The following is a 26,539-nucleotide window of genomic DNA, read 5'->3' as shown; positions in this document are numbered from 1 at the left end:
TACTTTTTTAGAATTAGAATAATAACCCACAAGGCCTTTTCCCCAAATAGGTCGCTAATTTTAACTAATAAAAGTAGTCGTTATGGAACATCAAGTTGAAGACTCCCTACTCATTAAAAGATACATTGACGGAGACGAAAGAGCTCTAGCTGCATTAATTGGCCGTCACAACCAGCGCATTAGTAGTTTTATATATTCCAAGGTAAACGATAGGGAAGTGACCGAGGATATTTTTCAGGATACCTTTATGAAAGTGATCAGAACTTTAAAGAGAGGTGCCTATAGTGAAGAAGGCAAATTTTTGCCCTGGGTAATGCGCATATCGCACAACCTCATCATCGATCATTTTAGAAAGAACAGAAGGTTGCCTATGTTCGAAGGAGCCGATACTTTCAATATTTTCTCTGTAATCGGTGACGAAAAACTAAATATTGAGAAACAGATTATTAAAGACCAGATTGATAGCGACCTTACCTTGCTTATAGAAGAACTTCCAAACGAACAGAAGGAGGTATTGCTCATGCGTATATATAAGGACATGAGTTTTAAGGAAATATCGGAAAATACCGGGGTAAGCATTAATACCGCTTTAGGCCGTATGCGTTACGCCCTTATCAACCTGAGGAAGCTGATAGACCAGAATAACATTGTTTTAACGAATTAATAGGCCGTAGGTCGAGCGTATTGACTATATTTATTTCCGCCGCGTTCTCTATTGAAACAAACGGAAAATAACATGGAAAAACTTTACGCAAAAAACCACAACAAGTGTAAACTTGTTAAAGCCAAACCCGAAACAGTGGAATTCTTATTAAATTATTCCAAATCGTTAAAAATAACAAAGGCAAAAGGAATATCGTTCGAAAGTAATATGAACTAAGTAGAATAAACAAACATATAAAACCCTCAAGGACTTTTTGCCTTGGGGGTTTTTCTTTTGATGCAGTTCCTAAAACTGCCCATTCCCCTTGTTATCCCTTTAGGAAACTTATGTCGCCGCTCCCAGTGTGTTTTGATCGTGCAACTGTTAATATTTGGTTTTATTGTGGCCAAAACCAAAAAAATGCGATTTCACATCAAAATGAGCGTGTTTGACAACATAGTTTTTTACGCTCTAGCCGATTTATCTAGTTTTAGGTCATAATTAAAAACAAGAATCAAAAACACTCAAACTAATTAATCTAACAACTTAGAAGCTTACCACTCGGAAGCCCCTAATCTTAACCAAAAAATCAATCTTTATGGAACTACAAATAGAAGATTCAGTACTAGTAAGAGACTATATTAGCGGAGATGAGAAATCTCTGGAAATATTGATCAACCGTCACAACCAACGCGTTACCAGTTTTATCTACTCAAAAGTGCTGGACAGGGACATTACCGAGGATATTTTCCAGGATACCTTTATAAAAGTTATCAAGACCCTTAAAAAAGGGACATATAGTGAAGAAGGTAAATTTTTGCCCTGGGTAATGCGCATAGCCCATAACCTTATAATTGATCACTTTAGGAAGAATAAAAGAATGCCCATGTTCGAAGGGAGTGACGACTTCAATATTTTTTCTGTAATAGGGGACAACAAACTAAATGCTGAAAAGCAAATTATACAGGATCAAATTACATCGGACCTAAGACATCTTATAGAGGAATTGCCAGATGACCAAAAGGAGGTTTTAATCATGCGCATCTATAAGGATATGAGTTTTAAGGAAATATCCGAAAACACAGGTGTAAGTATAAACACTGCATTGGGAAGGATGCGCTATGCATTGATAAACCTTCGAAAAATTATAGATAAGCACAACATTGTTCTCACTAATCAATAGACTTAGGACAGCTTAAACAATATTTCCATTTTAGTTGCGTTATTTATGATAACAATACATCTAATATGGAAAAAATCTACTCTAAACACGAAAAAGATTATCGCATTGTTGAGGCTTGCGCGGAAACGGTAAAGTTTTTACTCGATTATTCCAAAGCCCTACATGTAGTAAAGCACAAAGAACTGACGTTCGAAAACATTCTAAACTAGATAAAGGCCCGCTACTTGCGGGTCTTTTTAGTTTTATAGTATTCTTCCAAAACTTTTTTTCTTCCAATTGTTCTGGTTATAACATCCTTTTCCAGATTCCAGCCTCGCGCTGGAGAATAGTCACGACCGTACCAAATGATCTGTAAGTGCAAATTGTTCCACAATTCTTTGGGAAACAATCTTTTAGCATCCTTTTCTGTTTGGACCACGTTTTTTCCATTGGAAAATCCCCACCGGTACATGAGCCTATGAATATGCGTATCAACAGGAAAAGCCGGTATTCCAAAGGCTTGGGACACTACTACGCTTGCCGTTTTATGCCCCACCGAAGGAAGCTCTTCCAAAAGATGGATGTTTCTTGGAACTTGTCCTTGGTATTTGTCGATTAAAATTTGGGAAAGCCCATATATCCCTTTGGATTTCATAGGTGAAAGCCCTACGGGCTTTATAATTTCGCGAATTTCCTCTACGGTCAATTTTACCATGTCATAAGGGTTATCTGCCCTTTTGAACAACAAAGGTGTAATTTTGTTTACTCGTACATCTGTACTTTGAGCTGATAGTAAAACCGCTATTAACAGGGTATAGGGATCTTTATGTTCCAAGGGAACCGGTATGGTAGGATATAGCTCCTTAAGTTTGTTTATAGCAAAATTTACTTTTTCCGTTTTCGTCATTTTTTGTTTAACTTTGTTTAAAAATATTTAAACACAAATACATTACTTACTAGATGAACACATTACAGGTAGGGGATAAAGTTCCCTTGTTCGCAGCAAAAGATCAAGATGGCAATACTATTAATTTATCCGATTACAAAGGGAAAAAACTGATCGTTTTTTTCTATCCAAGGGCCAATACCCCTGGATGTACGGCGGAAGCATGCAATTTGAGGGACAACTATGCCGAGCTACAGGCCCAAGGGTATGAACTTTTGGGGGTGAGTGAGGATTCACAGAGGAAACAATCCAATTTCAAGAAAAAATTCGACTTCCCTTTTCCCTTATTGGCGGACGAAGATCACACTGTTATCAATACTTTTGGAGTTTGGGGACCTAAAAAGTTTATGGGCCGCGAATTCGATGGTATACACCGGAAAACCTTTGTAATCAATGAGGAGGGAAATATTTCAAGGGTCATAGATAAGGTGAAGACAAAGGACCATGCGGCCCAGCTACTGGACGGCTGATTCTCCTAGAGACTTAAAGCCCTTGAATAAGGGCTTTTTTGTTGCCCATATGAAATGTAAGCATCAAAATATTGACCTGAAAAACATGCCCTTTGGTTTTCTGTTTTAGGTTTTTGGATGCTTTTCCGATTATATTTTTTTGGAACCGTAGAGTTAATTTACTGGTTTGAGTTGTGGGAAAAGAAAATTACATTCCTTTATAAACTGAAAGGGATGTTGTTATTCAAAAGCCTTTGTTATGTCTTGGCCTCTTCCTTTTGTTTTACCATTTTACGGGTAAACAAATTTTTATCCTTTATCGTTTCGGCAATTCCTTCAGGTAGCATATCCTCCCAACCTTCTTCGTTGTTGATCAACTTTTTTAGTACATCCCTGGAGAAAATATGCATGATTTCCGGGTCGTAGTCAATAATGTCCATAACCTTCCCATTATACTTGAAGAATTTGTACAACTCTTTCATTCGTGGGTGTACCTTGATGTTGTTGCTGGTCATAATCTGGCCAGTTTCGGCGTTCTTCATGGGATAAAGATAGACCTGCAGTTCTTTGAAAAATAGCTTTCCAAAAGCTTCTAAGATACCACCACTCAAATGTCTATAATATTTTTCGTCAAAAATATCCACTAGGTTGTTTACACCCATGGTTAAACCAATATGTGCTTTGGTATAACTGTTAAGGTATTCCACTAGACGATAGTACTCCTGAAATTTGGATATCATCACGGTATGTCCCAAAGAACATAACAACTCGGCACGATCCATAAAATCCTGTTCATCTATTTCTCCGGAGGCCTTAAGGTTGGAAAGTGTAATCTCGAATATTACAATGGCTTTATCAACATCTACGGCTGGATCCCTAACAAAGATATCATAGGATTTTTCAAACATATCCATGTTTACCTTGGTCACAGGTCGGAAACTTCCCCGCAATGCCAAAATATTCTTTTTATAAAGGATTGCGGCAGGCAGAAGATTGTTGCCATCCGGTCCGAACATTACGGCATCCGTCATATCATTTCGTATGAGTTGTAAGCTCATAAGTCTGTTATCCACCCCTTTAAAACTTGGGCCAGAAAAGTTCACCATATCAATTTCAATGGTATCCTGGTCAATATGATCGTATAAATATTTTAGAAGTTTCCTCGGTTTATGGTATTTGTAAAACGCCCCATAAATAAGGTTGACTCCAACTATGCCCAAGGTCTCCTGTTGCAACCGCGCCTCATTTTGCTTAAAGCGTATGTGCAGGATTATCTCATCAAATTCCTTTTGGTTTGGATCCAATTGAAATCGGATACCTACCCAGCCATGCCCTTTATAGCGTTTTGAAAAATCTATTGTGGCAACAGTATTGGCATAGGAAAAAAACAAACGTTCCGGATGGGTATCGCGACTAATTCGCTCCTCCATAAGTCGCATCTCATGCGAAAGCATCTTTTTGAGCCTAGATTGGGTCACATATCTACCATCCTTTTCATCTCCATAAATGGCATCACTAAAATCCTTGTCGTAGGCACTCATGGCCTTGGCAATGGTGCCTGAGGCACCCCCTGATCTGAAAAAGTGCCGTGCCGTCTCCTGGCCAGCACCTATCTCGGCAAAGGTTCCGTAAATATCCGGGTTCAAATTGATTCTAAGGGTTTTGGCCTTTATGGAAGGTATATTCTCAAATGCGGTGTCCCGTTTTAGAACTGATGCCATTTTAAGGATTTTGCTTTAAACAAAGTTAAAAAGAATGGGTAATCTAATAAATAAATAAGTTATAAATTTGAAATAAATAGACCAAGCGTTGAGAATTACGTTTTTAGGCACGGGAACATCTCAGGGAATCCCGGTAATCGGGAGTAACCATCCCGTCTGTCTTAGCGAAGATCGCAAGGACAAGAGACTGCGCGTCTCCGTGCTTTTATCTTGGGGCGATTATAGTTTTGTTATAGACTGCGGCCCTGATTTTAGGCAGCAGATGCTCACCCATGAAGTTTCCAAATTGGACGGTATTCTTTTCACTCATGAACACGCGGACCACACGGCCGGTATAGATGATATACGGCCTTTTTTCTTTAGACAGGGGGATATCCCAATTTATGCCCACGAACGGGTAATAGCGTCCCTGAAGCAAAGGTTCGATTATATTTTCGCGGATGCCAATAGATACCCTGGTGCTCCGGCGGTTGAAGTTAACCTTGTAGAAAAAGATAAGCCCTTTAAAATTGGTGATACTATGGTTATGCCCATTGAGGCGCAACACAATAGGCTGCCCGTATTGGGGTATCGGATAAATGATTTTACCTATTTGACAGATGTTAAGACCATTGCCGATGAAGAGTTGGAAAAAATAAGGGGATCCCAAGTTTTGGTAGTGAACGCCCTTAGGGAAGAACCCCATCATTCCCATTTTAACTTGCGGGAAGCTATTTCTTTTTCGGAAAAGGTGGGTGCCCCAAAAACGTATTTAACCCATATAAGTCATTTATTGGGTTTTCATGAAGATGTGGAAAAAAAATTACCAAAAGGCGTACTTTTGGCCTATGACAATTTGGTCGTAAACCTTTAACCCTGAGGATGAAAAATAAAATCTTTCTTTACTTATTTGTTTTTATGGCCCTAATCGGTCTGTATCTTTTTGTAAGCAGCCGAAATATGCAGAAGGCCAAGGATACCCAAATTGAAAAGTTGGAGACAGAGACCGCACGGCTCCAGGATTCCCTTCAGAAATTGAATATTAAAATTTTTGATGTACAACATTTTTCCTTGGAGAACAATGATTATGCCTTGGAGTACTATGACCATTTAAATCTTGTGAATCCGGAGCGCTATATTGCCGATAAATTATTGGAGACCAATGAAAGAAAAGGCGATAATCCGTTGATACCTTATGAAGGTATGGAGGGCGATTTCAAAATCAACAAAATCAATGTACTGAACCATCGTTGGATCTTGGCAGAGTTTACCGATGGTAAACATTGGGGGGAAATAATTTTGGAGTATGAACTAAAGGATGATATGGGAATAGACTTCACGCTATCCAATCACTTGTTATATTCAAGTACTTTTTAGACTCGTTCACCCAACCATTTCCTGAATGAATGAAAATTTTGGGGAGACACCCCATGTCCCACGGGAAATTCCTCATACATATGTTCTATCCCAAGGTTTTCCAAAAATCCTGGCACTTTTTGGGCCCATTCCGGTGGAATTACTTGATCTACTTGTCCGTGGGATGCATAAATTTTTAGGTGATCAAATTTCTTATTTTCATGGCCCTTTGCCAAAATGTTTTGGTTGATATATCCGCTAAGGGCAACTACATTCTTTATTCGTTCGGGATAGGAGAGGGCGACGGCATAGCTAAGGATAGTACCTTGGCTAAAACCCAATAAATTTATGTTATCCGTATCTAGATAATATGTTTTGCACGCTTCGTCAATAAAATGAAGGATTTTTTCCCGGGAAGACCTAGCTTGGTCATCATCGCTCCATTTCCCTTGTTCCGCATCAAAATTAATAGCGTACCAAGCAAAACCAAAGGGTTGTAGGGCATATGGAGCCCTAACGGATATAATGCATAACTCTTCGGGAAGTTCCGATGCAAAGGAAAACAAGTCTTCTTCATTGCTTCCGTAGCCATGGAACATGAAAAGTACAGGAGCCATACCTTCCGTTATGGAAGAAGGTCTAATAAGATGTTCCAATGATAAGGGGGCCGTCGTCATCTAGGGAATAAAAGTAAACCATTTTTGAAAATAAAGACCAAGGATCGGTATCGTTTTTTCCTCTCCTTTTAAGGCACCTAAAAATCCATAAAACCAGAGTGCAAGATAAAAGATATAGAGCCCATACCAGGCATAAGGGTTGAACCAAACACTCAGAAAAAGAGCAAAACCCAAAAAACACAAATGGAGACCAAAGGCCTGTCTGGTATGGAACCTGGCAAAACTATTTTTAGGTTCTGCGTTCATGGTAATTGCGATCAAAGCCCCCACCATGGTTAAGTAAGCCACGATGGCCGTGGTCTTTCCTTCGTTTGTTTGTTTCACTTTACAACGGATTAGTTCTAAAAAATAAGACCCTATGGGCCTTAGGCATGTAAAAAAATCAGAAATTGGATTATCCTATTTTCCCGATTATAGGAACAGGCTCTTCCTTTAAATTAATGGCATTTATTAGCCCAAGTATCCATAGGACCAAAACGCCTAATCCAATTATGGTAGAAACAATGGACAGGGAAGAAGGTAGCATAGTGCTTAGAACAGAGTTGGCGATTCCCAAAACCGCAATTCGAAATGATTGGCCAATATGGAATTTAGCAAAAGGATTATTCTTGGAATTGTTCATAATAAATGCGATAATCAATCCGATAATGGTTATGTAGGCAATTATGGCGATCGTTTTTCCGTCTTCTTTTGTTTGTTGATTCATCTTTTAAAAATTAAGGTTGCTGGTTTAATAATCTAAAGTTAATTAAAATATCAATTGTCCATTGTTGATGATACCATAAACCTTGCCTTTTAACTCACTGTTCAAAAAGATACTGTTTTTGGAAGTAGAGTTTATATGTTCCCGTGCAAAAATGTAGGTTTCATTCGGATCGAACAAAGAGATTGAAGCCATTGCACCTTCTTTTATTTCCGGTCTTTCAAGAGCATAATATTCTCTTCCACGGGTCAATATATGGACCGTGGCCTCGGCTCCAAAAATTGAATTTAATGCCCCAAAGGCACTTTCCAGGCCAATGGTGCCATAGGCCGCATGGTCAAACTCTACTTTTTTCCGCTCTATATTCATGGGCATATGATCTGTGACCACAAAATCTATTGTCCCATCCTTAATGCCTTTGATCAGTGCCTTGATATCCTTTTCCTTGCGAAGTGGCGGAGTGGTCTTATAATCGGAATCGAAATCCTTCAATGTGGCATCGGTATGCCAAAGATTGTGAACCGCGGTGCTGCAGCTTACGTTTAACCCCTTTCTTTTTGCATCCGAGATCAGTTTCACCGCATTGGCCGTGGATATGGTGGGGATATGCAATCTCCCTCCTGTATACTCCAATATAAAAAGATCCCGGACTATCTGAAGCTCTTCGGCAAGGGACGGAATTCCCTTAAGCCCCAATTTGGTGGATACTTCCCCCTCGTTTACATTCCCTTTCCCAGCAATTTTAGTATCCAATGGAAAAGAATATACCAATCCATCAAAACTCTGAACATACTGGAGCGCAATTTTTAGAAGGTTGCCATTGGATAGTGGCTTTTTAAAATCGTAAAACCCTATGGCCCCTGCATTTTTCATATCATAGAGCTCCGCCAAATCCCTTCCTTCGCTTTTTACGGTCAAAGCCCCCAAAGGGTGTAGATTGGTAGCCTCGCCTTTCCCTGCATTTTTTAGAAATGCAATATCAGGGCTGCCATCCGGTACCGGATTTGTACCCGTATTTAGGACTACATCTGTAAATCCGCTCTTAGCGGCAGTGGAAAGACCATTGGCAATGGTTTCCCTTTCCTCAAATCCCGGTTCCCCGAAATTCACTCCACCATCAAACCAACCTGGGGAAACATGTAGGTTTTTTTCGGCTATTGTCTTTATCTTGTTTTCCGCATCTATTTTGACCGCTATTTTTTCAATTTTGCCATTTTTTATTAGGATATCCCTCTTTTTTGTATGAAGACCTGGGTTGCTGGGATCCAGTATTTTAACGGACTTTAAAAGTATATTCATGGGAAGTATTTTTGGATGAGTATTTCAACCAATAAAAATAGCAGTGCTAAAATAACAAACCATTTCCAAAGCTCCTTTACACTGCTGTCTTTTTCCATTGCATCAAAGAACGAGCTTATGGAAGACGCATTTGAGCTTTCGCTCAAGACATTCACGTCTAAATAATTCAGTTCACTTTCTGCTCTTGGGTAGTTAAAACTGATAGTTTTTAGGGTCTCACCATTTTTATGGATACGATAGATTCCATCCGTATCCGGATTTTCTTGAAATGTTAAGGAGACCTTATTGGCCGATGATTTTTGGAGGGGAATAAATTCGTAATTATCCTTGGCCACCTTTAGTATTTCGTCTTTTTGTAGTGCTGTAGAAACATCAACCTGAATCCGTCCGTCCATCCACATATAGAGTTCGGGCAGTTTTAGACTATTACTTCCCATATTATACAAAGTAGGCACTATTAAAGGAGAATTCTTAAAATTCGAGTTTTCCGAAGAAATCGAAGTCGTAAAAAAGTATGTCCCATTACTGCCCAGTAAAAAAGGGGTATTGTCTTCAAAGCTAAGAACCGTTGGAGCAAACGTGTTTATCTTATGAAATGAACTTACCTGGGGATATTGAAAATTGGTGGCATCTTTTTCAAACACGTTTTGGTACAACGGATGGGAAAAAGCAATAGTGGTAATATTCCGTGTTAAATTGATTTTCTGACCGTAATTCGTGGAAAAATAATTGGAAGACAAGGCATTATAAGAGGCTACATCCATATCCGCAGCGGGAATTATGGCCAGCCATCCTCCATTGTCCGTAAATGAAAGTAAACTGGTGGACAAGGCAGATGGAATCTCTTTTATCTCATTGAGGACGATTAGGTTTTGATTCTCCAAAATTCCATAATCCAAGGTCCGCAATGTGGCGGAAGTGAATAGAAACCCATCTTCCCTATAAATGCGTCTCAAATACCGATTGTCTTCTGGACCTATGGCCAGAACCTTTATTTTTTCTTTTTCATCAATGTTAAAAAAAAGCTGGTTGTCATAGATAAGGTCAGAATCCATAATTTCCAACCTACCTTGAATTATTTCACCTTTTCCCAAAGTAAAATTAACCGTGGCCTTACCCTTGTCATCAAATATAGCCGCTGTTTTGGCTACAAGGTCTTCCCCATTTGTAAAGGAAACAGGGATATCTTTGGTTTCCCTATCTGCGGTCAGCGTTGCGGCCAACTCCAAATTCTCCGACCCCTGATTTACCACATAAATCGAATCCAGGGATACATTTTTGGAATTGTCCGGAGACATTTGTACCCAATGTGTTCTGGCATCGCGGAGAGAATCCTTTTGGGGCAACGCCATTCTTTGTTGAAAATCCGAAATGACAATTATGTTTTGAATGGTTTCACCGTCCGTGTTGAAAAAAGTTCCGGCCTTTAGTAAAATTTCATCCAATTGCAACTGATTTTTTGAGTAGGAGAGGGTCAATAGGTCATTTTGAATGCCGGAAATTGTAACGTCCTCAAATATCCTTTCATTGGTGAAAAGTGTGAAACTATGGCTTTCGGGAATGGATTTGATCAATTCCTGAACAGCATTGTTTAGCAACGAATTCCCTTCCTTTTTGGCTTGCATACTAAAGGAGTCATCCAAATAAATAACGATTTCCTTTTTTTGGAATGCGGTTCTTTTCGCAAAAAAGGGTTGCGCAAATGCCAAAACCAAGGCAGTAAAAAGAAACAATCGGGTAAGGAGCAACAACCATTTCTTTAGCGTTTTGCTCTTGCGGGATTTCGCTACAACCCGCTGCAAAAGTTTTACGTTGGTAAATGGCGTTTTCTTGAACCTGCGTAGCTGAAAAAGATGGATGAAAATCGGAATCAGTAGTAAAAATAGGGCCCAAAGGAGTTCTGGATACTTAAACTGCATTCCTTAATTTGATTGGGCAAATATAAGGAATTCCAAGATTGAAAGTTGAAAGTTTAAGGTATATTTAATTTTTGTTCAATTACTTGCAGCATAAAGGGATAACCCTCCTTTGGCTCATTTTGAACCATTCCTAACAGAAGAAGAAGTAATCTTTTCCGCTTTTTTGTCCCAGTTCCAAAAAGTAATCTCGAATCATTTTTTGCGCTTTTTCATTGGCCACGGTAACAATGCTTTGGGGGTTTTTCAAACCTTGCAATGTAGTGTAATGTAACATTTCCTTTCCGTAGATCGATTTTCCTATTTTGTTTGGATTGTCACAGAGCCAAAAAAACGCAATGTTTCGTTTCAAAAGGCCTTTGGCTATTTCTTTGCCTTTGTTCCCTGCACCCCAAATGGTCAAGGGACGTTCGGTATCATATTCCAGTTTTAGGAAATAGTGTAATTTGATTTCCAAAAAGTAATTCTGGGCATAGTGCTCACTGGTTCGGGAAGTGCGGGTGTCATAGTCACGCCAATAATGCAAAATCTGATCACAGGGAATACAGCCAAGTCCTTTTTCATAAAACCGGAAGGTAAGGTCATAATCCTCCGGATATCGGTTTGCGTCAAAAGCACCACAGGCATCCAAATCCTCACGATATACCATCCAGCAAGGGGAGGGGACTACACACTCCTTATAGATTTCGGAATAGTTACTTCCGTTTAGGGTAAGCCCATTAAGCCATTGTTCATAACGTTCATACCCATTGCTAATGCCCCTGTCCGAAAAATAACGTACTTGCCCAACGGCTAAATGACCTTTCCCCTTTTTCAAAAGGGATTGTACAAGCACTTGTAGTTTGTTCGGACCCATAACATCATCAGAGTCCATGCGTGTTATCAAGAGCCCTTGACTTTCTGTATAGGCCGTCCGTAAAGCATCTATGATGCCTTCACCCTCATTCTCAAAAACGTTGATTCGCGAATCCTCTTCTACAAAAGTATTTACTACTTCCCAACTATCATCCGTGGAATGGTCGTTTATGGCCAAAACCTCCCAATGGGCATATTCCTGGTTCAAAATTGAATCCAGGCATTCAGGAAGAAAACGGGCCGTGTCCTTAAAGGGAATGAGTATGCTTACCAAAGGATCCTGCATGAGCTGCAATTTATACAAAATCCATGGTATCCGATCATTACAGTTATTGGAACGGAAGTAGGTCGGGATCTATAAATTGAACCTTTGCTGTCTTGGATGTGAAGATGTCCGGACTATAATGTGCGTATAACAACTCCTTAAAAGCCGCTTTTAATCTTGGGAATTCTTGAATAAAAAATTTGAAATCCTTGGACTTTGATCTACCAATAAAATGATGGACTACTTTGATTGCGGCAACGGTAATTGTTTTATTGAACTTATCACCTCTACCGTGCAGTCTGTCAAATTGTTCTATTTCATGACTTATCTTTTCGGCAGCTTTTTTCTCCCCGTATTTTCTTAAATAGATATAGGCCAATCTTAAATGTGCCTCATGGGTAAAAAGGGAAGGAGGGAGGTTCCCTTTTTCAAATTTGCTTTCGAACGTGACATCATCAAACTGATAGTGGCTTATCAAGGGTACGCTATGACTATAATTTGGTCTTGTACAGGACATGTTAGGCAGTATTTTAAGGATTTTGTAGTCCAACACTTTGTGTCAAGGCTTTGCGCCCTTTATGATTTTTCAGGACATAATGCATTCTGGCTATTTGATCTTGGGTAAAGATATTCATCACTTCATCATGAGTATAGTTCATATAGTTTCCGAGCATTATTTTTTCTCCTGCGCAACCAATAAAAGGGGTGGTACCAAAAACTTCCTTGTCTACAGCGGGAGTATCATCACAATAGTCATTGAAAGTACAATCCTTCCCGCCCCAAGTATGTAGCAACCCTAAATAATGACCCATTTCGTGGGTCAAAGTTCGGCCGTGTCTGGCATGACAGTCGATATCGGACTCCCCAAAATGAATCCAATTGATCAATATACCCTCAGAATCATTCGGACCCGGTAATGCTAAATATTGGGTTCCTGGAAGATCGGTTTTTGGCCCTGTGGCATTGCCCAAGACCAGGCACTTAGATGATTCAGGTAATGGAGTGGTCCAAATATTGATGTATTGGCTTGGGTCCCAATAGGCGTATTGTGCATAATGGTTTTGATTATACCCTAAATCGGGAATTTTGACTTTAGAGGTATCAATCCGGTTTATACCAGTAGTGGGCTTGCCATCCTGGGTTTGTTTCGCCAAAACAAATTCAATTTTTGTATCTCCGCCATCTGGATGGTCATTGTAACCCCTAGTCCCTTTTTTCCTTCTAAAGTCTTCGTTTAGTATTTCCATTTGTCTTATAATACGCTCCTTGGAAAGGTTAGGCCCTGTTCCAAGGTTTTCACCCGAATGGATCACATGCACCACCACGGGAAGAAATACAATATCCTCTACCGGCTCCGGTGTTATTGGAGTGGTTGTTATGCTATCTTTAGTACAGGAGGAAATCAAAATCCAGGTGCAAAGCACTATTTGCACCTGGATTTTTCCGTTTATTCGTGGCATCATGCCCTACCTAATTTGCTTTATTAACATCTTTAAATCGTACCATGTCCCAAACCTTGGTAGATGCTCCGTGATAGAACCCAGTTTCATGAGTATAACCCTTAGGGTTTTTAAAGGTTCCGAAGAGGATATCGAACAGCGGAATGTCCGAATAGTTATAGGCATGTATGCCCTTCGCATGGTGTACCGTATGTGCCTCCGGTCTTTGGATGATATAGCCTAACCAGGCAGGGGTCTTCACGTTACTGTGTTGAAAAATACCTAGGAACGTAGTAATTAGGATAAACAATGTGGTAGCTTCAGGTGTAAAACCAGCAACAACCACCAAGCAGAGACTGCCCAAAAAGGTAAAACCGATCATGTCCATAGGGCTAAAATAAAATGCACCGTAACTATCCATTCGCTCTGCACTATGGTGCATTTGGTGAAATACCTTCCAAAGCGCATTATTTTTATGCATGCTCCTGTGCCAAACATATAGGCCGAATTCATAGATCATAATACCCACAAATGCTCCCCAAAACGTTCCTAGGGCGGTCATGTCAAAAACCTGATAATCTACTAAATAGGTGTCCCAAATCATTGGTAGGTACGAGGACAAATAGAAAAACACGGCAAAGGAGGTTAGGCCCCTTAGCTTCCAATACTTCATTTGAGGCAACTTTCTGGCGGGTAAAATGGCCTCCCACAGCATTAAGGCACCGTACATACCCAATACAATAAGTGAAATGGGATCGATTAATATTTCCCATGGTGTTGGCATGTTTTGTAAAATAGTTTCCATTTTTTGTTTTTAAAGGGTTTACACTTCTTAAGGCAAAAGTTCTCACCTTACAATGTAAGTTTTCCTCGTAAGTTTCTTAAATGGTCCAATTATGGGTAGATTCTGGAACATAGCTGCAAAAGGTGCCGGTTTTTATGGAATTTGAAAGATGTTTCCCCAGTTGAGGATTGGCTTTTTCAATTTTTTTGATCGTAGTACGAATGCGCCAGGTAACGGCAGATCTTGCCTTTTCCAAGGAAGACCCAGTTTTTCTTGCTTGTCCTCCCATGCCCATGGCTTTTGATAAATACGCCAATAACGATTCATATTCCTCGCGAAGCTCGTTGTGCAAAATACCATCCCCAACATCTTCCGCTTCTTCCATTTGTGATTGTAACTCCCTTATCCTTTTCTTGTAATTGTCAATTGCCTTGGAGTCCAACATTTTATCGCCCGGACTGTCCAAAATGGTTCCCATTAATTCCGAACAGTGGATTTGTTTTTCCGGGTATTGCAGGAGTTTCGCAATATCATGAAGCCCCTTGGCATCTTTTATTATAACAGATTGGTTTCCATATTCCAAGTTCCATAGCTCACCGTTATGTATAAAACTTCCAGTGGCGATTTGTTGTGAAGATCGGGGTTTTTGGGGAACGAGTTCGTTTTTGTCCATAAACCCCCAAAAGGGTTCCAAGTTGGATTTTCCCTTATATGGATTAACGGTTATTTGCCAATCCAAAGCCTCTTTGTCCGTGGCACTTTTACCTCCGTTGATGTTTTTCGCAAACAGTACTAAGTATTTTTGCCAATACTGTTGCATTTTATCCCATTCGGCAAGGTGATAATAAGCTGCCGCCATATAGGCCGAAAAATCAGTCCAAACGGAAGTATCCTTTACTCTTTCACCCAGTGCTATGGATTTTTTAAAATCGCCCAATTCAAAGTAGATAAAAGAGCCATAGGGGAGATATACCTCGGGGTGCAATGGATTCAGGGTTTTGGCCCTTAGGTACAATTGTTCGCCCTCTTTGGTATGGCCCAAGTAGGCTAGGTAAAAGGCAATTTGGATAAGGTTATCGGCATCGTTGGGATTCATTCTCAAGGACTTTCTTAGAAAAAGTTCAGACTTATCGTAGTCCCCCAAATACAGATAAGTCCTTCCCAGGACCGCAAGGGAAATATAGTCGTTCTCATCCAATTCTATGGCCTTGAGCGCAAATTTATGCGCCCCTTTTTGACTTACCTCCCAACGATCCCACAGCTGGCAACTCCATTCGTTAAAATAGGACAAGGAAATTCCGGAATAAGCCCGTGCAAATCCCGGGTCTATGCGCAATGCGGCCTCAAAGTGCTCGCGTGCCGCTGCATCGCTTTCAACCGTACCTTTTTTTAACAGATGTTTTCCCAAAAGCCAATTTTCATAAGCGGCCAAATCCACCGAAGACTTCTTATACGAGTAGGAAAGCAGATCGTGGTCTATCTGTCGCTGAAGCACACTTACCATTTGTTGGGTTATGGCATCCTGGGTACTTAAAATAGCTTCCAAAGTCTCATCATGATTGCCCGCAAAAACCACCTTGTCGTCCCGGGTGCGGATGAGTTGTACCCCAATACGGAAGTTATCACCGAGGGCCCTAAAAGTACCTGTTATAATGTAATCTGCTCCTAACCGAGATATGGCCCCCGTATCCGCAGCATCTGCTATGTATTGTGTTGAGTATTGAGAGATCACCGAAAGTCCAATAAACTTTGAAAAATTGATGATAAGATCCTCGGTAAATCCTTTAATAATAGGATTCATACGCATAGTGTCCCCTAAAAATCGAAAGGGCAATACGGCAATTGTTGTCTCTTTGTGGCCAATTAGTTCCACTATATTCGCTTAATTGATTAGAATTCAGGTCCCTTGCAAATTTAAAGATACAAAATGATATGCTTTTGGAGGGTTTTAACAAGGACCAACGTAGAGATACCATATACCTCTTTTGGTTGCCTGAAGTATGACATTTTCTTGCTTTATTTTTGCCCCTTTTCCCTCCATAGCTTATTGGAAAAGAGGTCTGTGGTAATCCTGGGAAGAATGTAAATAATAAAGGAGACAAATCTTTAAAGAACGGAAAAAGGTTTTTATATTTGCACCCTCCTTCGCGCCGCTGAGGCGGAGCTTCGGAGGGCGCAGCCCTCTGAGATAGAAGACAAAGTACTGGAGGAATGGCAGACCACGTGAAACGTGGTGAAGTGGCCCGGAACGTTTTCGCTTTGGCGAATCACGTTCTCGAATACGGCAAAAGAGGGAGTGATGTATTACGTTTACGCATTGTGGAGCGAGGAGCATGACAAGATTTATGTTGGGTTTTCAAATGAACCTAACAGAAGATTGAAGGAGCACAATGCAGGGAAGAGTAGTTTTACGAGGCAATATGTGCCATGGCAAAAGTTTTATATGGAACGGGCGGAGAACTCAATTGAAGCCCGGAAAAAGGAAAAATATTATAAATCAGGTTGGGGTCGGCAAAGGCTCAAATCTATTTTGGAGGAATGGCAGAGTGGTCGAATGCGGCAGTCTTGAAAACTGTTGAGGGTCACACCTCCGGGGGTTCGAATCCCTCTTCCTCCGCAATAAGCCCCGTTAGCTTAAGTGTTTACGGGGTTCTTTTTTTGAAGTTGACAGAAGTGGGGGTTTTTGGTCTATTCGGATTTCCCTTAAAGGTTTTTATTTGAATCTATAAAAACACCAACGATTCTTACCTTGTTTAGATTGGCCAATTGATGATCCAATTCTTTTATGTTGGGGTGTTTTGGTAAATGATTTGGTCTCCGGAAAAACTTTTGGAAAAAAGGATATCTCTTGAAGATAGCGTGAATATCCTACCAGATATGAATAAATTCAGAAGCAGAGGGGTTACTGTCATCAATTCATTTTAAAAGCTAACGAAACCTTGCCATGCATTAAAAAATCTTTAATAAAACAATTTTTTGTTTGAAAAGCATTAAACTTGCGACTTCTTTATGAGATTTAAATACATACATAAGGACCTACTGCTTTTAATTCTTGGAGTTTTCTCCTTTCTGTATGTTTTATCTGATTGCATTACAAATCCGAATATATTTATTCAGACGGAAATAGAAGAATCTCTAGATGAAATTGATGAAGTTGATTTTGAAATAGAATTATCGGATTCCGACTCTGGCACTGGAGGGAGTGCGATTGTTTCCGCTCAAAATACACTTATAAAGATTCCTTTAAGTGGTAGATCTGATTTACGGTACTCTCAATCAAAGGATTTATCACAGAAACCACACCTCTTTATTCTCTATTGTTGCTTAAAACTTGATTGTTAGGGGTTTAACATCTGCACCCTATATCAATTGGTAATTTTCTGATGTAACGAAGATTCCAATTTCAAATCTTGTGTCAAACAGCCTTTGAACAAGATAATTCCAACAATCAATTTTAGTAGCAAAATGAATATTAGAAACATATTTAAGTATCTCAAAAGAGATGCTTTGGCGGGAACCGTAACAGGAGTTATGGCGGTTCCATTGACATTGGGTATATGCCTAATGTCAGACTACCCTGTTATGACTGGGTTGTACACTGCAATTTTCGCCGGAATTGTAAGCTTCATAACTTATTTGGTCAGACCGGGCAACTATACCGGAATGCCTGGTGTAGCAGCGGGTCTTGCGCCCGCTCTGGCTTTGGGGGTGGTTACTTTCGGAATGAAAAATATGCCGTTTGTAATCGTACTTACTTCAATTTTTCAAATGATCATATGGAGATTTAAACTGGAAAAGTATATTTTACGCCTTGTTCCCCACTATCTTGTAGAAGGCTTATTGGCGGGCGTTGGACTTAAAATTGCCCTCAAATTTGTTCCTTTTTTGTTTGAACTACAAGCTGGAGAGATACATAACTTTAGTGATTGGATACATATAGATTGGCTAAATTTTGAAAGAGACAAAGTAATACTGCTTTCACTTGTTTCATTTGGACTTTTTGTATTACTATATAAATTCTACAAAAAGAAAATGCCTGCATTACCCTATTTTATTATCATGATTACAGCAATTGGCATGACATTTTTAATGGATTTGCCAAAAATTACGATAGAATCCATCCCTTTTAAATTATCACTTCCCCTACCACATTTTGAGGGAATGGATGGTTCAGAATTGGGGCTCTTCATTCTCAAAATGATTGGTTTTGCAATGATGTTGGGTACGATAGATATAATCGAGCAGGTAATGAGCAATGTCGCCATTGAAAAAATGGACCCCTTAGGAAGAAAATGCAATACCAACAACAGTTTATTTGCCATTTGGATCGCAAACTTAGGAGCTACTTTTTTTGGAGGTATGACCAATTTGGATGGACTGGCAAAAAGTACTACAAACACTGTGGCCGGGGCCAGAACAAAATTGTCAAATTTGTTTACTTCTGCTTTTTTGTTTCTTGTTGTCCTTTTTCCCGTTGTCATCACAACCTTGCCAGAATATGCCCTTGGAATAATAATGGTTTACTCCGGCTGGAAAATGATTGCCAATATTTCGCACGTAAGGGCCGAAGGTAGATATGCATTAATACTAGCAGGGGTCTGCGGTTTATTGGTTTTTAAACTTGGAATATTTGAGGGTTTGCTCATTGTGTTGACTGCACACGCCATCATACAGTTCATTTTTATGAAGCGATTGGGCAAGTCGAACCAAGAAATCTGGGGTCAGTTTAAAAGTTCATTTACGGAAAAACCGGTCTTCAAATTGGAAAGTGAAGATTTAAAAGCAGACCCCCAGGTTCCTGTTTACAACAAACTCATGCACAACGTAAACACCCAAAGTATTGATGGTATACTTTCCCTGTATCATGAAAATGCCGTCTTAGTACCTTCTTTTTCCAGTAGGATAAGACGAAATAAGGAAGAGATAAAAGACTATTATGAAACACTTTTTAAAGTAGACAATTTGGTCCTTTCAAAAAACGAGATTTATCTTAATAAAACCGAGGGGCAACGAATAGATTCAGGAATCTATGAAATAACTTGGGACAATAATGGTTCAAGAACATCTTTCAAGCTGAATTTTATGATCGTTATTGAAAATGATAAGATAATTGCCCATCAGTCAAGTTACCACCATTCCAATAATATTTCCATTTCACGATGGGTAGACGAAAAGGAAAAAGGAAATTTTGTAATGTAAGATAACCCAAGCCAAAAACTCTATATAAGTAATAGCGGTTGGGGTTTAAAATTCAATCGCTATTGCTTTTTATCAACCTAAAATGCGAATTGAAAAGGCAATCACTAATTCACCAATACTCATTCTCAATACCAAAGGGGTATTGGGTAAGAAAGAAAATATCAACGGCTGTAAGTCAAGTATTTTAATGGAATTGATTTTATTTACGGGGTTGGGAATCTGGAGAAGCGACTTAAGTCTTTCAACGTGCAGGTTTATATAAAGGTAAGGTCACTTTAGGATTATTTGGAATTTAACTATATCCTGTTATCATTTTCAGGATAACCTCTTTTGCCTCATCAAAATCTAATTTCACCTCTTTTTTATTATTGTCTTTCTAAATTTATCTAGCTTTAGAATTTGAGCACAAACATATGTTTGAAAACAGGAAAATTTGGATAAACGTTCTAATAGGCCTTGGTATCCTTAGTATTCCCATTTTAACCTCACCTGACCTGGGTTTATCCAACAACATGCTAAGCATACCTGGATTCCAGAGGGATTTCTTGGGATATTCGTTGCTGTTGATGTTTTTTTACTTAAACTATCATTGGCTGGTACCAAGTTTTTATGCCACTAAAAAATACCATTGGTATTTTTTTGCTTTGATCGTTTGCCTATTATTGATATCATACCTTCCCTCCTTCATAATGGATCGTATTGATCTGGAACCGTCCATTCCCATGGATTTGAAAGGGAAACCCTCTGCACCCCCATCAGGAGCACCCGTTCCCATGGACTTGAGAGGAAACCCATCCGCCCCTCCACCAGAACCACCCTCCACTATCAGCATTTTTAACGTTCGTGATACATTTGTCATTCAGTTCACCATGGTCATTCTGCTCTCGTTTTTATTGCGGTTGGATGACCGGGTAAAGGAAATTAAAAATGAAAAACTAAAAGCCGAGGTCAACTACCTAAAGGCGCAGATCAATCCGCATTTTTTGTTCAATACCCTTAATAGTATTTATGCGCTTACCCTTAAAAAGTCGGAAAAGGCCCCTAATGCAGTGCTTAAGCTTTCTGAAATAATGCGGTATGTGGTTACACAGAGTGACTCGGAAAAAGTTCCTTTGGCCCATGAGATCCAGTATATTGTAGATTATATAGAACTTCAGAAACTAAGAATCGGAAAAAACGTGGAAGTTAACTTCAAGGTAAATGGCCTTCCCGAATCCAAATCGATTACGCCCATTATTTTGGTGAACTATATTGAAAATGCCTTCAAATACGGAGTGAATCCGGATAAACCTTCCAAAATAAACATCCTTATTTCCATGGACGAAAATGGGGTCGAACTTCAAGTTGATAATAAGATAACCGTACAACAGTCCTCCTTTTTGGAATCAACAGAAGGTGGAAACCTAAATACCAAAAGACGCCTGGATTACTTCTACCCCGGTAAACATGAGCTAGAGATAGACCATAGCCCACCACACCACTCGGTTAAACTTTATATAGAACTGGTATGATAAAAGCAGTTGCATTGGATGATGAAGAGTTGGCTTTGGAGGTCCTGCAGGCCTATTGTGGGCAGGTGGACTATATTGATTTGCCCCATGTTTTTACCGAACAGGCCAAGGCCATCCGATATTTGAATAAATTTGATGTGGATTTGCTCTTTTTGGATATAAGGATGCCGGAGTTGAACGGAGTGGATCTATATAATTCGCTCAAACAGAAAACCAAAGTTATCTTTACCACAGCATATAGCCAGTATGCCGTTGATGGTTTTAATGTGGATGCCATAGACTATCTACTAAAGCCATTCTCATATGAGCGTTTTTTAATTGCGGTTCAAAAAGCCAAAAAGTTATTGGACCTTGAGTTGGCAAATTCCACAGACGGTTTTCTGTCGGTTAGAGCGGATTTTAAGTTGCATCGTGTCGCATTTGATGCCATTTTGATGATTGAAGCACTGGATGATTACGTACAGATTCATTTAGATGACATGACCAAGTTGGTGGTACGCCAAACAATGAAGGGAATACTTCAAAAACTACCGGAAAGGGAGTTCAAAAGAGTCCACCGTTCCTATATTGTTTCGCTGCGAAAGGTTAAAAGTGTATATCGGGATACGGTTAAAATAGGAGGATTTACCATCCCAATAAGCAAAACCTATAGGGATTCTTTTTTAAAAAAAATTTAACGGTTTCGCTTCATTTACCGCAAGATTTTTGGCATTCACCTCATAAGTTACCTTCAACAGCCTAGCACACATAGTTTTAACCAAAATTCTAAAAAACAAAATTATGAAGCGCAAAGTATTCCTTAAAGGGCTGGGGCTAGCCGGCCTATCAGTAGTAAGTTTGGCCGAGTTGGCCTGTTCAAAGGATAGTGATAATTATTTATTGGAGGACGAAGTGACCACATCCAATGGTAGTGATGGCGACTTAAGCTCTAACACGGATTCATCAGGGGATTGTTCTGAGACCCCCGGTGAGACCGAAGGTCCCTTTCCAACAAAAGATCCGGAGGACCTGGAAAGGGTGAACATAGTAGGTGATAGGACAGGGATAGGCCTGGACATTAACATTACCATACGCAATGTTAACGACTCTTGTAATATCCTTGTTGGGGCGATAGTGGATATTTGGCATTGTGACAAGGATGGATACTACTCTGAATACGGTGGTACACAGATGCAGTCTGTTGACTACTCGGACAATCATTTTTTAAGGGGGAGACAGTTAACTGACACCGACGGTCTTGCCAAATTCTCCTCTATTTTTCCAGGGTGGTACCAAAGCCGTTCCACACATATCCATGTCCATATCTACGATAACGACGGTATCTCTCTTCTGGTTACGCAGATTGCTTTCCCGGAAGGTGAAAACAGTGCGGTTGTGCGTGTGAACGCTGCTGACGAGTATGGATATACCAAAGGGATGGGTGGATACACGTACCATGCAGATGACAACGTATTTAGCGATGGGGTTGAAGAAGAACTTTCAAATGTTAGCGGTAGCATTGATGAAGGCTTTGTCCTGACCCATGATATCTATGTCCGTGCATAATAAGAAACTGATGGAAATAATAGAAAAAGAAAGAGCCCAAATCTTTTTGGCCGATAGAAGGTATAGATACCAAACATCAGAATATAGGACCCTACGGACGGAAATTTCCAACAAGGGAGTACCGTCAGAAGTACAGATGTTGTACGATGACACCCTGGCACAAGGTAGAACAAGGTCTTTTGTGGCAGATAGTAGTGTTCTTATTTTGTTGCTACCCTTGGTCGGGACCATCGAATTTGAATGCCTCAACAGGGGACACCACCAAAAAATAGCTCCTGAGGAGCTCCTTGTGTTCCCTCTTCACCAGGGGGAGGCGTATACCATTACCAACTCCAGTAATTCAGACCTAGCCAATTATATTCAAATTTGGTTTAAAATCAATGCTTTCCCTAAACATTTATCATATGGTGATTATGTGCACAACCGTTTGAATACCATTTATCAAATTAATTCTACAAGGGTGCATTTTGGGGTTTTTGATGGCAGAAAGGAGGCCCGGCTCGATATGCAAAAACCAAAATACCAGAATTTGGTTTTTGTAATAAACGGTGCCTTTGAGGTACAGGAGCGCTTGTTGGAATCCAGGGATGCCCTTTTGTTAACTAATGTTTCGAGATTGGAAATGGAGGCACTGTCCGAGAATGGGATTATCTTAATTCTTGAAATTCCCTCAAGTTAAATACCGGTAAAGGATACTAATGTATTACTCATTATTGCTGATTTCATTTCTTGAAACTAGTTGATATAATTTAGTCTTTGTCATCTTGAAGTACCAAAAAGGGTATGGTCAGCCCATCAAAATTGCTAAAATATTGTCCCTTTAGGGATGACCTAAAATTTTACCTTACTAAAGGCCGCTCAGTCTAAACTTGGCAAGGAAATCTTACTTTATAATGTTAAGTTTAATGAGAAGGTCAATAAGAATATGGAAAGCCTTGAAGCAGAGGCCTCAGGAGTAAAACTACTGCTTTACCAAATTGGAGATGCTATTGATTACATGCATCTCAAATTGGTTTTTAATTCCGACATCTCCAAATGTAAGGCGATCCCAAAATTTGAGAACTTTAAGAAGGATTCCGATTTTGGTCTTGCTCAAAAACTTATAAGCACCGGTATATACCACACTGATTTAAGCACTCAAGACGTTTTTCTACAAAAGAAGCCCTACGGACAAAAAGTGCTCATTTATTCAAATCACTACAAAGAAACCTGTAAGTGACTGGTAAGCAGGTTTATTTTTTGCACTTGACTAAATCACTAAACATTTGATTTATCCAATCTTTCCCAAGGGCCGGTTATGGCTACCGTGTCACCATTCTCCTGTACGTTTACGAATAGGGTCTTTCCTGAAGGTGAAAAGACAAGTCCGGTAAGTTCCGATTTAGAACTTTTATTACATGCTAAAGTATAGATGTTTCCATCTTTGTCAATACCTCTTATATGATTCAATTCACCGTTATCCTCGCACAAAAGAACGTCTCCCCAGGGAGCTATTATTAGGTTGTCGCACATGTGCAATACGGTTTTATCGTTAGACTCTGCATAAAGTTCCAATAGGGCCGGCTCTTTCTTCTCATCCTCGGTTCCTTCCTTTGGAGACAATTTGTATTTGAATACCTGCCCGAAATTTTCAGGCCCTCCATTGGTACATGCAAAAAAGAGTTCCCCAGTTCCCATCCATATTCCCTCACCACGTGCAAAGCGGGCCGCTCCAGCTTCAAATCCCTGATATCTGAGGTCATCCTTCGGCGAATCCACATCGTTCAAATCTATCCAGAATACTTCCATAGGCTCATTTCTGGGAACAGTTGGCGTTTCCCAATTTCTTGTATCCAGGCCTTTTTTGTTGTGTATGGCCAAAGCTTGTAGTATTCCACCGGCCAAGAGATTTTCCTTCTCCTTCGGAATAAACCGGTAGAGAAGTCCATCGTGCCTGTCCTCGGTAAGATAAATACAACCAGAATCAGGGTCAATGGCTACTGCTTCATGGTTAAAACGCCCCATTGTTTTAATAGGTATTGGCGTAACCATTTCTTTGGAATCCATAGGCACCTCAAATACATAACCGTGGTCTTTAAGTATTTGCTCCCCGTCCGCTTTGGTAACATCTTCCTCACAGGTGATCCAACTTCCCCAAGGTGAGACCCCGCCGGCACAGTTCCTGTAGGTACCGGCCAAACTCATATACTGATCCTCAACTACTTGCGTATCCTCATTGTATATCAAAGTCGTTGTACCTCCTAATCCTGGATTCTTTCCACTTCCAGAGTCGTAGAGTCTATTTAGATTTACATTGGACAACAATTCATTCATGGGGCCAAAGGGACTGTTCTCCAATGGAGTGGGACTGTTCTCATGGTTTCGGATAATGACGGTCTTTCCCATCTCATTAAGAAAAGCTCCCATTCCATCAGGTCTCCCAGGTACTAAAAGACCATCGGACATTTTTTCGCAAGATGTTGAGATAATCCTATACGAAAATCCATCGGGGAGATCAAGATATCCGTTTGGGTCGGTCTTTAAATCCAACGTGCCCTTTTTATTATTTTGAATTCCCTCATCCTTACTTGGCATTCCCTCATTCTTATTTTTTCTATTCGTGCAATTGACCAATGCCATCAACGCCAATGAAGTAAGGGTCGATTGTTTTATAAAATGCCTTCGAGTATAGTCTTTGTAGTTATCTTCCATGGTATGCTTATAGGGTTCTATGTCCCGGACCTGTAATGTGGTTAGTGCCGCTTTGTACAGAAAATTCTTGTATTACATCGCTCTCAACAAAGGTATTTAATTGAATAGGAAAAATCGGCTCCTTATAGATTTCAAAACATTTTTCTAACGAATCGTAAACACTATATAATATCGGCAAAGACCTTTAGTCAGTCCGTATCAAACACTTCATCATACCCTGACTTGAACAAGGAATCATGGAATTTGGTTAGCTTGAAAAAGTCCCAAAACAGTCGCATCATCCAATTTAAAAAAGACTCTCTTCCTCCGCATACTAAAGCCCGATTTCGCTAAGAAATCGGGCTTTTTTGATTTTGCAATACTCCCATACCTGTATTACAAAACAACTTAAATTAAAGAAATGTCCCAAACCCTATAAGCAGTTCAGAGCTTTACTATTATATACTTAACGTCGGGGAAAAACTAACCCAATAGATTTCAACTACCGTTCCTTATCGTATATCAAAACTTGAGGGTGGCCCCGATCTCGTGGGTCCCTTCCTCCGATACGTTTATGGCCCCGGAATTGGTCTCGTAGGCGTAGCCGATTTCCAGCCATTCCTGTACTGTCAGGTACAAGAGCCCCCCGAATGCCCTGTCCACCCTGTAGTTGGCGCCCACCTCTATGGTATTTAAAATTTTAAAGGCGGCGGTAATGTCTGCAATGGTCTGCTCGTTGGAAAAGCGCAACAATGTGGACGGGGTAAATACGACATTGTCACCGATCGCAAAGTGGTAGCCCCCGCTCAGGTAGAACTGTGGGCGGCTACGGGCCACGGTAAGCACCCCGCTCTCATCGTCGATCCTGTCCGTGGTCAATATTTTCGGGGAGGAAAGGGACACGAAATAGTCCATGCCCTTCAGGTACACCCCGGCACCCACGTTCGGGTTAAAGTCGTTCACGTTCTGTGCGAACACGGGATCTATGGCCTGGTCCAGGCTATTGAAATCGATATTGACGAATGTACCTCCCGCCTGTACCCCGAAATGGAGCCAGGTCCATCGGTCGAGCTGTACCCCATAGGCAAAGCTGGCGAACAGTGAGGTGGTACTCTCTATGAACACCTTGTCCGAGACAACGGTGGCCCCGATACCGATACGCTCGTTTACGGGGACCCCGAAGTAGAGGCCCAACGTCTCGGGCGCTTGTTCGATGCCCGAGAACTGGTTCCTGAAGTTGGACCTGAACTCCACCCTATCGTTGAGCCCGAAGGCCGCCGGGTTGAAAAAGTTGGTATTGTACCTGTATAGCGTATACAGGGGTTCCTGCTGTGCACTTGCCGAGAAGTTGCCCAATATCAAGAACAGGAATAGAAGAATTGATAAATGTATGTTTTTCATGGTTGTTTTTTTGGATTGT

The 26,539-nt window shown here is 40.3% G+C and carries 27 protein-coding genes and 1 tRNA gene; 14 read left to right on the top strand and 14 right to left on the bottom strand.

Translation table 11 applies throughout. The features are described 5' to 3' along the window. The first annotated feature begins 82 nt into the window (after nt 1–82). From ACP2AF_RS16735 to ACP2AF_RS16725, 3 genes are all read left to right on the top strand, one after another. A complete protein-coding gene (locus ACP2AF_RS16735; protein ID WP_425237294.1) occupies nt 83–664 on the top strand; it encodes a sigma-70 family RNA polymerase sigma factor in 582 nt (193 codons plus the stop codon). Between the two features lie 577 nt (nt 665–1,241). Then, on the top strand, nt 1,242–1,826 hold the full coding sequence (locus ACP2AF_RS16730; RefSeq protein WP_120711571.1) for an RNA polymerase sigma factor: 585 nt from the start codon (nt 1,242–1,244) through the stop codon (nt 1,824–1,826). Nucleotides 1,827–1,891: 65 nt separating this feature from the next. Beyond that, nucleotides 1,892–2,035 carry a hypothetical protein gene (locus tag ACP2AF_RS16725; protein WP_170158839.1) on the top strand — a complete coding sequence of 48 codons (144 nt, stop codon included), beginning with the start codon at nt 1,892–1,894 and terminating at the stop codon, nt 2,033–2,035. 11 nt (nt 2,036–2,046) lie between these two features. Here ACP2AF_RS16725 and ACP2AF_RS16720 read toward each other — a convergent pair whose 3' ends face one another. Continuing rightward, nucleotides 2,047–2,712: an endonuclease III domain-containing protein gene (locus ACP2AF_RS16720; protein ID WP_425237293.1), complete on the bottom strand. Its 666-nt coding sequence runs from the start codon at nt 2,710–2,712 to the stop codon at nt 2,047–2,049. A 53-nt stretch (nt 2,713–2,765) separates the two neighbouring features. On the opposite strand from ACP2AF_RS16720, the gene bcp reads away from it, so the two are divergent. Further along, nucleotides 2,766–3,221 (top strand): thioredoxin-dependent thiol peroxidase, encoded by a 456-nt coding sequence (bcp, locus tag ACP2AF_RS16715; protein ID WP_425237292.1) that lies wholly within the window; start codon nt 2,766–2,768, stop codon nt 3,219–3,221. A gap of 236 nt (nt 3,222–3,457) precedes the next feature. Here bcp and ACP2AF_RS16710 read toward each other — a convergent pair whose 3' ends face one another. Next, entirely contained in the window at nt 3,458–4,921 is a 1,464-nt protein-coding gene (locus tag ACP2AF_RS16710; RefSeq protein WP_425237291.1) for a TonB-dependent receptor, read from the bottom strand. Between the two features lie 88 nt (nt 4,922–5,009). Between ACP2AF_RS16710 and ACP2AF_RS16705 the strand changes: the two genes are divergently transcribed. Further along, entirely contained in the window at nt 5,010–5,774 is a 765-nt protein-coding gene (locus ACP2AF_RS16705; protein ID WP_425237290.1) for an MBL fold metallo-hydrolase, read from the top strand. A gap of 8 nt (nt 5,775–5,782) precedes the next feature. Continuing rightward, nucleotides 5,783–6,277 (top strand): hydrolase, encoded by a 495-nt coding sequence (locus ACP2AF_RS16700; protein WP_425237289.1) that lies wholly within the window; start codon nt 5,783–5,785, stop codon nt 6,275–6,277. Here ACP2AF_RS16700 and ACP2AF_RS16695 read toward each other — a convergent pair. From ACP2AF_RS16695 to ACP2AF_RS16650, 10 genes are all read right to left on the bottom strand, one after another. Continuing rightward, the gene (locus tag ACP2AF_RS16695) at nt 6,274–6,933 is read right to left on the bottom strand and encodes an alpha/beta hydrolase (RefSeq protein ID WP_425237288.1); all 660 of its coding nucleotides are present in this window, start codon (nt 6,931–6,933) and stop codon (nt 6,274–6,276) included. The genes ACP2AF_RS16700 and ACP2AF_RS16695 overlap by 4 nt on opposite strands. Continuing rightward, on the bottom strand, nt 6,934–7,257 hold the full coding sequence (locus ACP2AF_RS16690; protein WP_425237287.1) for a hypothetical protein: 324 nt from the start codon (nt 7,255–7,257) through the stop codon (nt 6,934–6,936). A 70-nt stretch (nt 7,258–7,327) separates the two neighbouring features. Next, nucleotides 7,328–7,639 (bottom strand): hypothetical protein, encoded by a 312-nt coding sequence (locus ACP2AF_RS16685; protein WP_120711564.1) that lies wholly within the window; start codon nt 7,637–7,639, stop codon nt 7,328–7,330. A gap of 42 nt (nt 7,640–7,681) precedes the next feature. Next, nucleotides 7,682–8,935, bottom strand: coding sequence for a dihydroorotase (locus tag ACP2AF_RS16680; RefSeq protein WP_425237286.1), 1,254 nt, complete (start codon nt 8,933–8,935; stop codon nt 7,682–7,684). After that, on the bottom strand, nt 8,932–10,854 hold the full coding sequence (locus ACP2AF_RS16675; protein ID WP_425237285.1) for a BatA domain-containing protein: 1,923 nt from the start codon (nt 10,852–10,854) through the stop codon (nt 8,932–8,934). The genes ACP2AF_RS16680 and ACP2AF_RS16675 overlap by 4 nt, the downstream gene beginning before the upstream one ends. 130 nt (nt 10,855–10,984) lie before the next feature. Continuing rightward, nucleotides 10,985–11,992, bottom strand: coding sequence for a glycosyltransferase (locus tag ACP2AF_RS16670; RefSeq protein ID WP_425237284.1), 1,008 nt, complete (start codon nt 11,990–11,992; stop codon nt 10,985–10,987). Nucleotides 11,993–12,035: 43 nt separating this feature from the next. Beyond that, complete coding sequence (locus ACP2AF_RS16665) at nt 12,036–12,488, bottom strand: hypothetical protein (RefSeq protein ID WP_425237283.1); 453 nt, start codon at nt 12,486–12,488, stop codon at nt 12,036–12,038. A gap of 13 nt (nt 12,489–12,501) precedes the next feature. Continuing rightward, entirely contained in the window at nt 12,502–13,434 is a 933-nt protein-coding gene (locus tag ACP2AF_RS16660; RefSeq protein WP_425237282.1) for a M43 family zinc metalloprotease, read from the bottom strand. A 7-nt stretch (nt 13,435–13,441) separates the two neighbouring features. Continuing rightward, a complete protein-coding gene (locus tag ACP2AF_RS16655; protein WP_425237281.1) occupies nt 13,442–14,215 on the bottom strand; it encodes a sterol desaturase family protein in 774 nt (257 codons plus the stop codon). Between the two features lie 76 nt (nt 14,216–14,291). Continuing rightward, nucleotides 14,292–16,067, bottom strand: coding sequence for a hypothetical protein (locus tag ACP2AF_RS16650; protein WP_425237280.1), 1,776 nt, complete (start codon nt 16,065–16,067; stop codon nt 14,292–14,294). A gap of 426 nt (nt 16,068–16,493) precedes the next feature. On the opposite strand from ACP2AF_RS16650, the gene ACP2AF_RS16645 reads away from it, so the two are divergent. The 8 genes from ACP2AF_RS16645 to ACP2AF_RS16610 all read left to right on the top strand — a co-directional run bounded on the left by ACP2AF_RS16645 (nt 16,494) and on the right by ACP2AF_RS16610 (nt 23,668). Then, a complete protein-coding gene (locus ACP2AF_RS16645; RefSeq protein ID WP_425237279.1) occupies nt 16,494–16,763 on the top strand; it encodes a GIY-YIG nuclease family protein in 270 nt (89 codons plus the stop codon). Next, a tRNA-Ser gene (locus tag ACP2AF_RS16640) sits at nt 16,727–16,811 on the top strand. Before ACP2AF_RS16645 ends, ACP2AF_RS16640 begins: the two co-directional genes overlap by 37 nt. An 848-nt stretch (nt 16,812–17,659) precedes the next feature. Next, on the top strand, nt 17,660–19,393 hold the full coding sequence (locus tag ACP2AF_RS16635; protein WP_425237278.1) for a SulP family inorganic anion transporter: 1,734 nt from the start codon (nt 17,660–17,662) through the stop codon (nt 19,391–19,393). A gap of 689 nt (nt 19,394–20,082) precedes the next feature. Continuing rightward, nucleotides 20,083–20,904 carry a sensor histidine kinase gene (locus tag ACP2AF_RS16630; RefSeq protein ID WP_425237277.1) on the top strand — a complete coding sequence of 274 codons (822 nt, stop codon included), beginning with the start codon at nt 20,083–20,085 and terminating at the stop codon, nt 20,902–20,904. Next, nucleotides 20,901–21,581 (top strand): LytR/AlgR family response regulator transcription factor, encoded by a 681-nt coding sequence (locus ACP2AF_RS16625; RefSeq protein ID WP_425237276.1) that lies wholly within the window; start codon nt 20,901–20,903, stop codon nt 21,579–21,581. Before ACP2AF_RS16630 ends, ACP2AF_RS16625 begins: the two co-directional genes overlap by 4 nt. 103 nt (nt 21,582–21,684) lie before the next feature. After that, a complete protein-coding gene (locus ACP2AF_RS16620) occupies nt 21,685–22,449 on the top strand; it encodes an intradiol ring-cleavage dioxygenase (RefSeq protein WP_425237275.1) in 765 nt (254 codons plus the stop codon). 10 nt (nt 22,450–22,459) lie between these two features. Then, nucleotides 22,460–23,128, top strand: a complete 669-nt coding sequence (locus ACP2AF_RS16615) for a hypothetical protein (RefSeq protein ID WP_425237274.1) — start codon at nt 22,460–22,462, stop codon at nt 23,126–23,128. A 246-nt stretch (nt 23,129–23,374) separates the two neighbouring features. Next, a complete protein-coding gene (locus ACP2AF_RS16610) occupies nt 23,375–23,668 on the top strand; it encodes a hypothetical protein (RefSeq protein WP_425237273.1) in 294 nt (97 codons plus the stop codon). A gap of 38 nt (nt 23,669–23,706) precedes the next feature. Here the strand turns inward: ACP2AF_RS16610 and ACP2AF_RS16605 are convergent, their stop codons facing one another. Then, a complete protein-coding gene (locus tag ACP2AF_RS16605) occupies nt 23,707–25,140 on the bottom strand; it encodes an alkaline phosphatase PhoX (protein WP_425237272.1) in 1,434 nt (477 codons plus the stop codon). 501 nt (nt 25,141–25,641) lie between these two features. Next, the gene (locus ACP2AF_RS16600; protein WP_425237269.1) at nt 25,642–26,520 is read right to left on the bottom strand and encodes a PorP/SprF family type IX secretion system membrane protein; all 879 of its coding nucleotides are present in this window, start codon (nt 26,518–26,520) and stop codon (nt 25,642–25,644) included. Nucleotides 26,521–26,539: the final 19 nt, after the last annotated feature.

The organism is Ulvibacterium sp., assembly GCF_965248315.1.
Taxonomy (GTDB): Bacteria; Bacteroidota; Bacteroidia; order Flavobacteriales; family Flavobacteriaceae; genus Ulvibacterium.
This window is presented reverse-complemented; position numbering and strand designations above follow the sequence as displayed.

Excerpts from the sequence above, each read along its gene's own strand:
- ACP2AF_RS16735 (WP_425237294.1), top strand. The coding sequence starts at position 83 with ATGGAACATCAAGTTGAAGACTCCCTACTCATTAAAAGATACATTGAC.
- ACP2AF_RS16730 (WP_120711571.1), top strand. The coding sequence starts at position 1,242 with ATGGAACTACAAATAGAAGATTCAGTACTAGTAAGAGACTATATTAGC.
- ACP2AF_RS16725 (WP_170158839.1), top strand. The coding sequence starts at position 1,892 with ATGGAAAAAATCTACTCTAAACACGAAAAAGATTATCGCATTGTTGAG.
- ACP2AF_RS16720 (WP_425237293.1), bottom strand. The coding sequence starts at position 2,712 with ATGACGAAAACGGAAAAAGTAAATTTTGCTATAAACAAACTTAAGGAG.
- bcp (WP_425237292.1), top strand. The coding sequence starts at position 2,766 with ATGAACACATTACAGGTAGGGGATAAAGTTCCCTTGTTCGCAGCAAAA.
- ACP2AF_RS16710 (WP_425237291.1), bottom strand. The coding sequence starts at position 4,921 with ATGGCATCAGTTCTAAAACGGGACACCGCATTTGAGAATATACCTTCC.
- ACP2AF_RS16700 (WP_425237289.1), top strand. The coding sequence starts at position 5,783 with ATGAAAAATAAAATCTTTCTTTACTTATTTGTTTTTATGGCCCTAATC.
- ACP2AF_RS16695 (WP_425237288.1), bottom strand. The coding sequence starts at position 6,933 with ATGACGACGGCCCCCTTATCATTGGAACATCTTATTAGACCTTCTTCC.
- ACP2AF_RS16685 (WP_120711564.1), bottom strand. The coding sequence starts at position 7,639 with ATGAATCAACAAACAAAAGAAGACGGAAAAACGATCGCCATAATTGCC.
- ACP2AF_RS16680 (WP_425237286.1), bottom strand. The coding sequence starts at position 8,935 with ATGAATATACTTTTAAAGTCCGTTAAAATACTGGATCCCAGCAACCCA.
- ACP2AF_RS16675 (WP_425237285.1), bottom strand. The coding sequence starts at position 10,854 with ATGCAGTTTAAGTATCCAGAACTCCTTTGGGCCCTATTTTTACTACTG.
- ACP2AF_RS16670 (WP_425237284.1), bottom strand. The coding sequence starts at position 11,992 with ATGCAGGATCCTTTGGTAAGCATACTCATTCCCTTTAAGGACACGGCC.
- ACP2AF_RS16665 (WP_425237283.1), bottom strand. The coding sequence starts at position 12,488 with ATGTCCTGTACAAGACCAAATTATAGTCATAGCGTACCCTTGATAAGC.
- ACP2AF_RS16660 (WP_425237282.1), bottom strand. The coding sequence starts at position 13,434 with ATGATGCCACGAATAAACGGAAAAATCCAGGTGCAAATAGTGCTTTGC.
- ACP2AF_RS16655 (WP_425237281.1), bottom strand. The coding sequence starts at position 14,215 with ATGGAAACTATTTTACAAAACATGCCAACACCATGGGAAATATTAATC.
- ACP2AF_RS16645 (WP_425237279.1), top strand. The coding sequence starts at position 16,494 with ATGTATTACGTTTACGCATTGTGGAGCGAGGAGCATGACAAGATTTAT.
- ACP2AF_RS16635 (WP_425237278.1), top strand. The coding sequence starts at position 17,660 with ATGAATATTAGAAACATATTTAAGTATCTCAAAAGAGATGCTTTGGCG.
- ACP2AF_RS16630 (WP_425237277.1), top strand. The coding sequence starts at position 20,083 with ATGGATCGTATTGATCTGGAACCGTCCATTCCCATGGATTTGAAAGGG.
- ACP2AF_RS16625 (WP_425237276.1), top strand. The coding sequence starts at position 20,901 with ATGATAAAAGCAGTTGCATTGGATGATGAAGAGTTGGCTTTGGAGGTC.
- ACP2AF_RS16620 (WP_425237275.1), top strand. The coding sequence starts at position 21,685 with ATGAAGCGCAAAGTATTCCTTAAAGGGCTGGGGCTAGCCGGCCTATCA.
- ACP2AF_RS16615 (WP_425237274.1), top strand. The coding sequence starts at position 22,460 with ATGGAAATAATAGAAAAAGAAAGAGCCCAAATCTTTTTGGCCGATAGA.
- ACP2AF_RS16610 (WP_425237273.1), top strand. The coding sequence starts at position 23,375 with ATGGAAAGCCTTGAAGCAGAGGCCTCAGGAGTAAAACTACTGCTTTAC.
- ACP2AF_RS16605 (WP_425237272.1), bottom strand. The coding sequence starts at position 25,140 with ATGGAAGATAACTACAAAGACTATACTCGAAGGCATTTTATAAAACAA.
- ACP2AF_RS16600 (WP_425237269.1), bottom strand. The coding sequence starts at position 26,520 with ATGAAAAACATACATTTATCAATTCTTCTATTCCTGTTCTTGATATTG.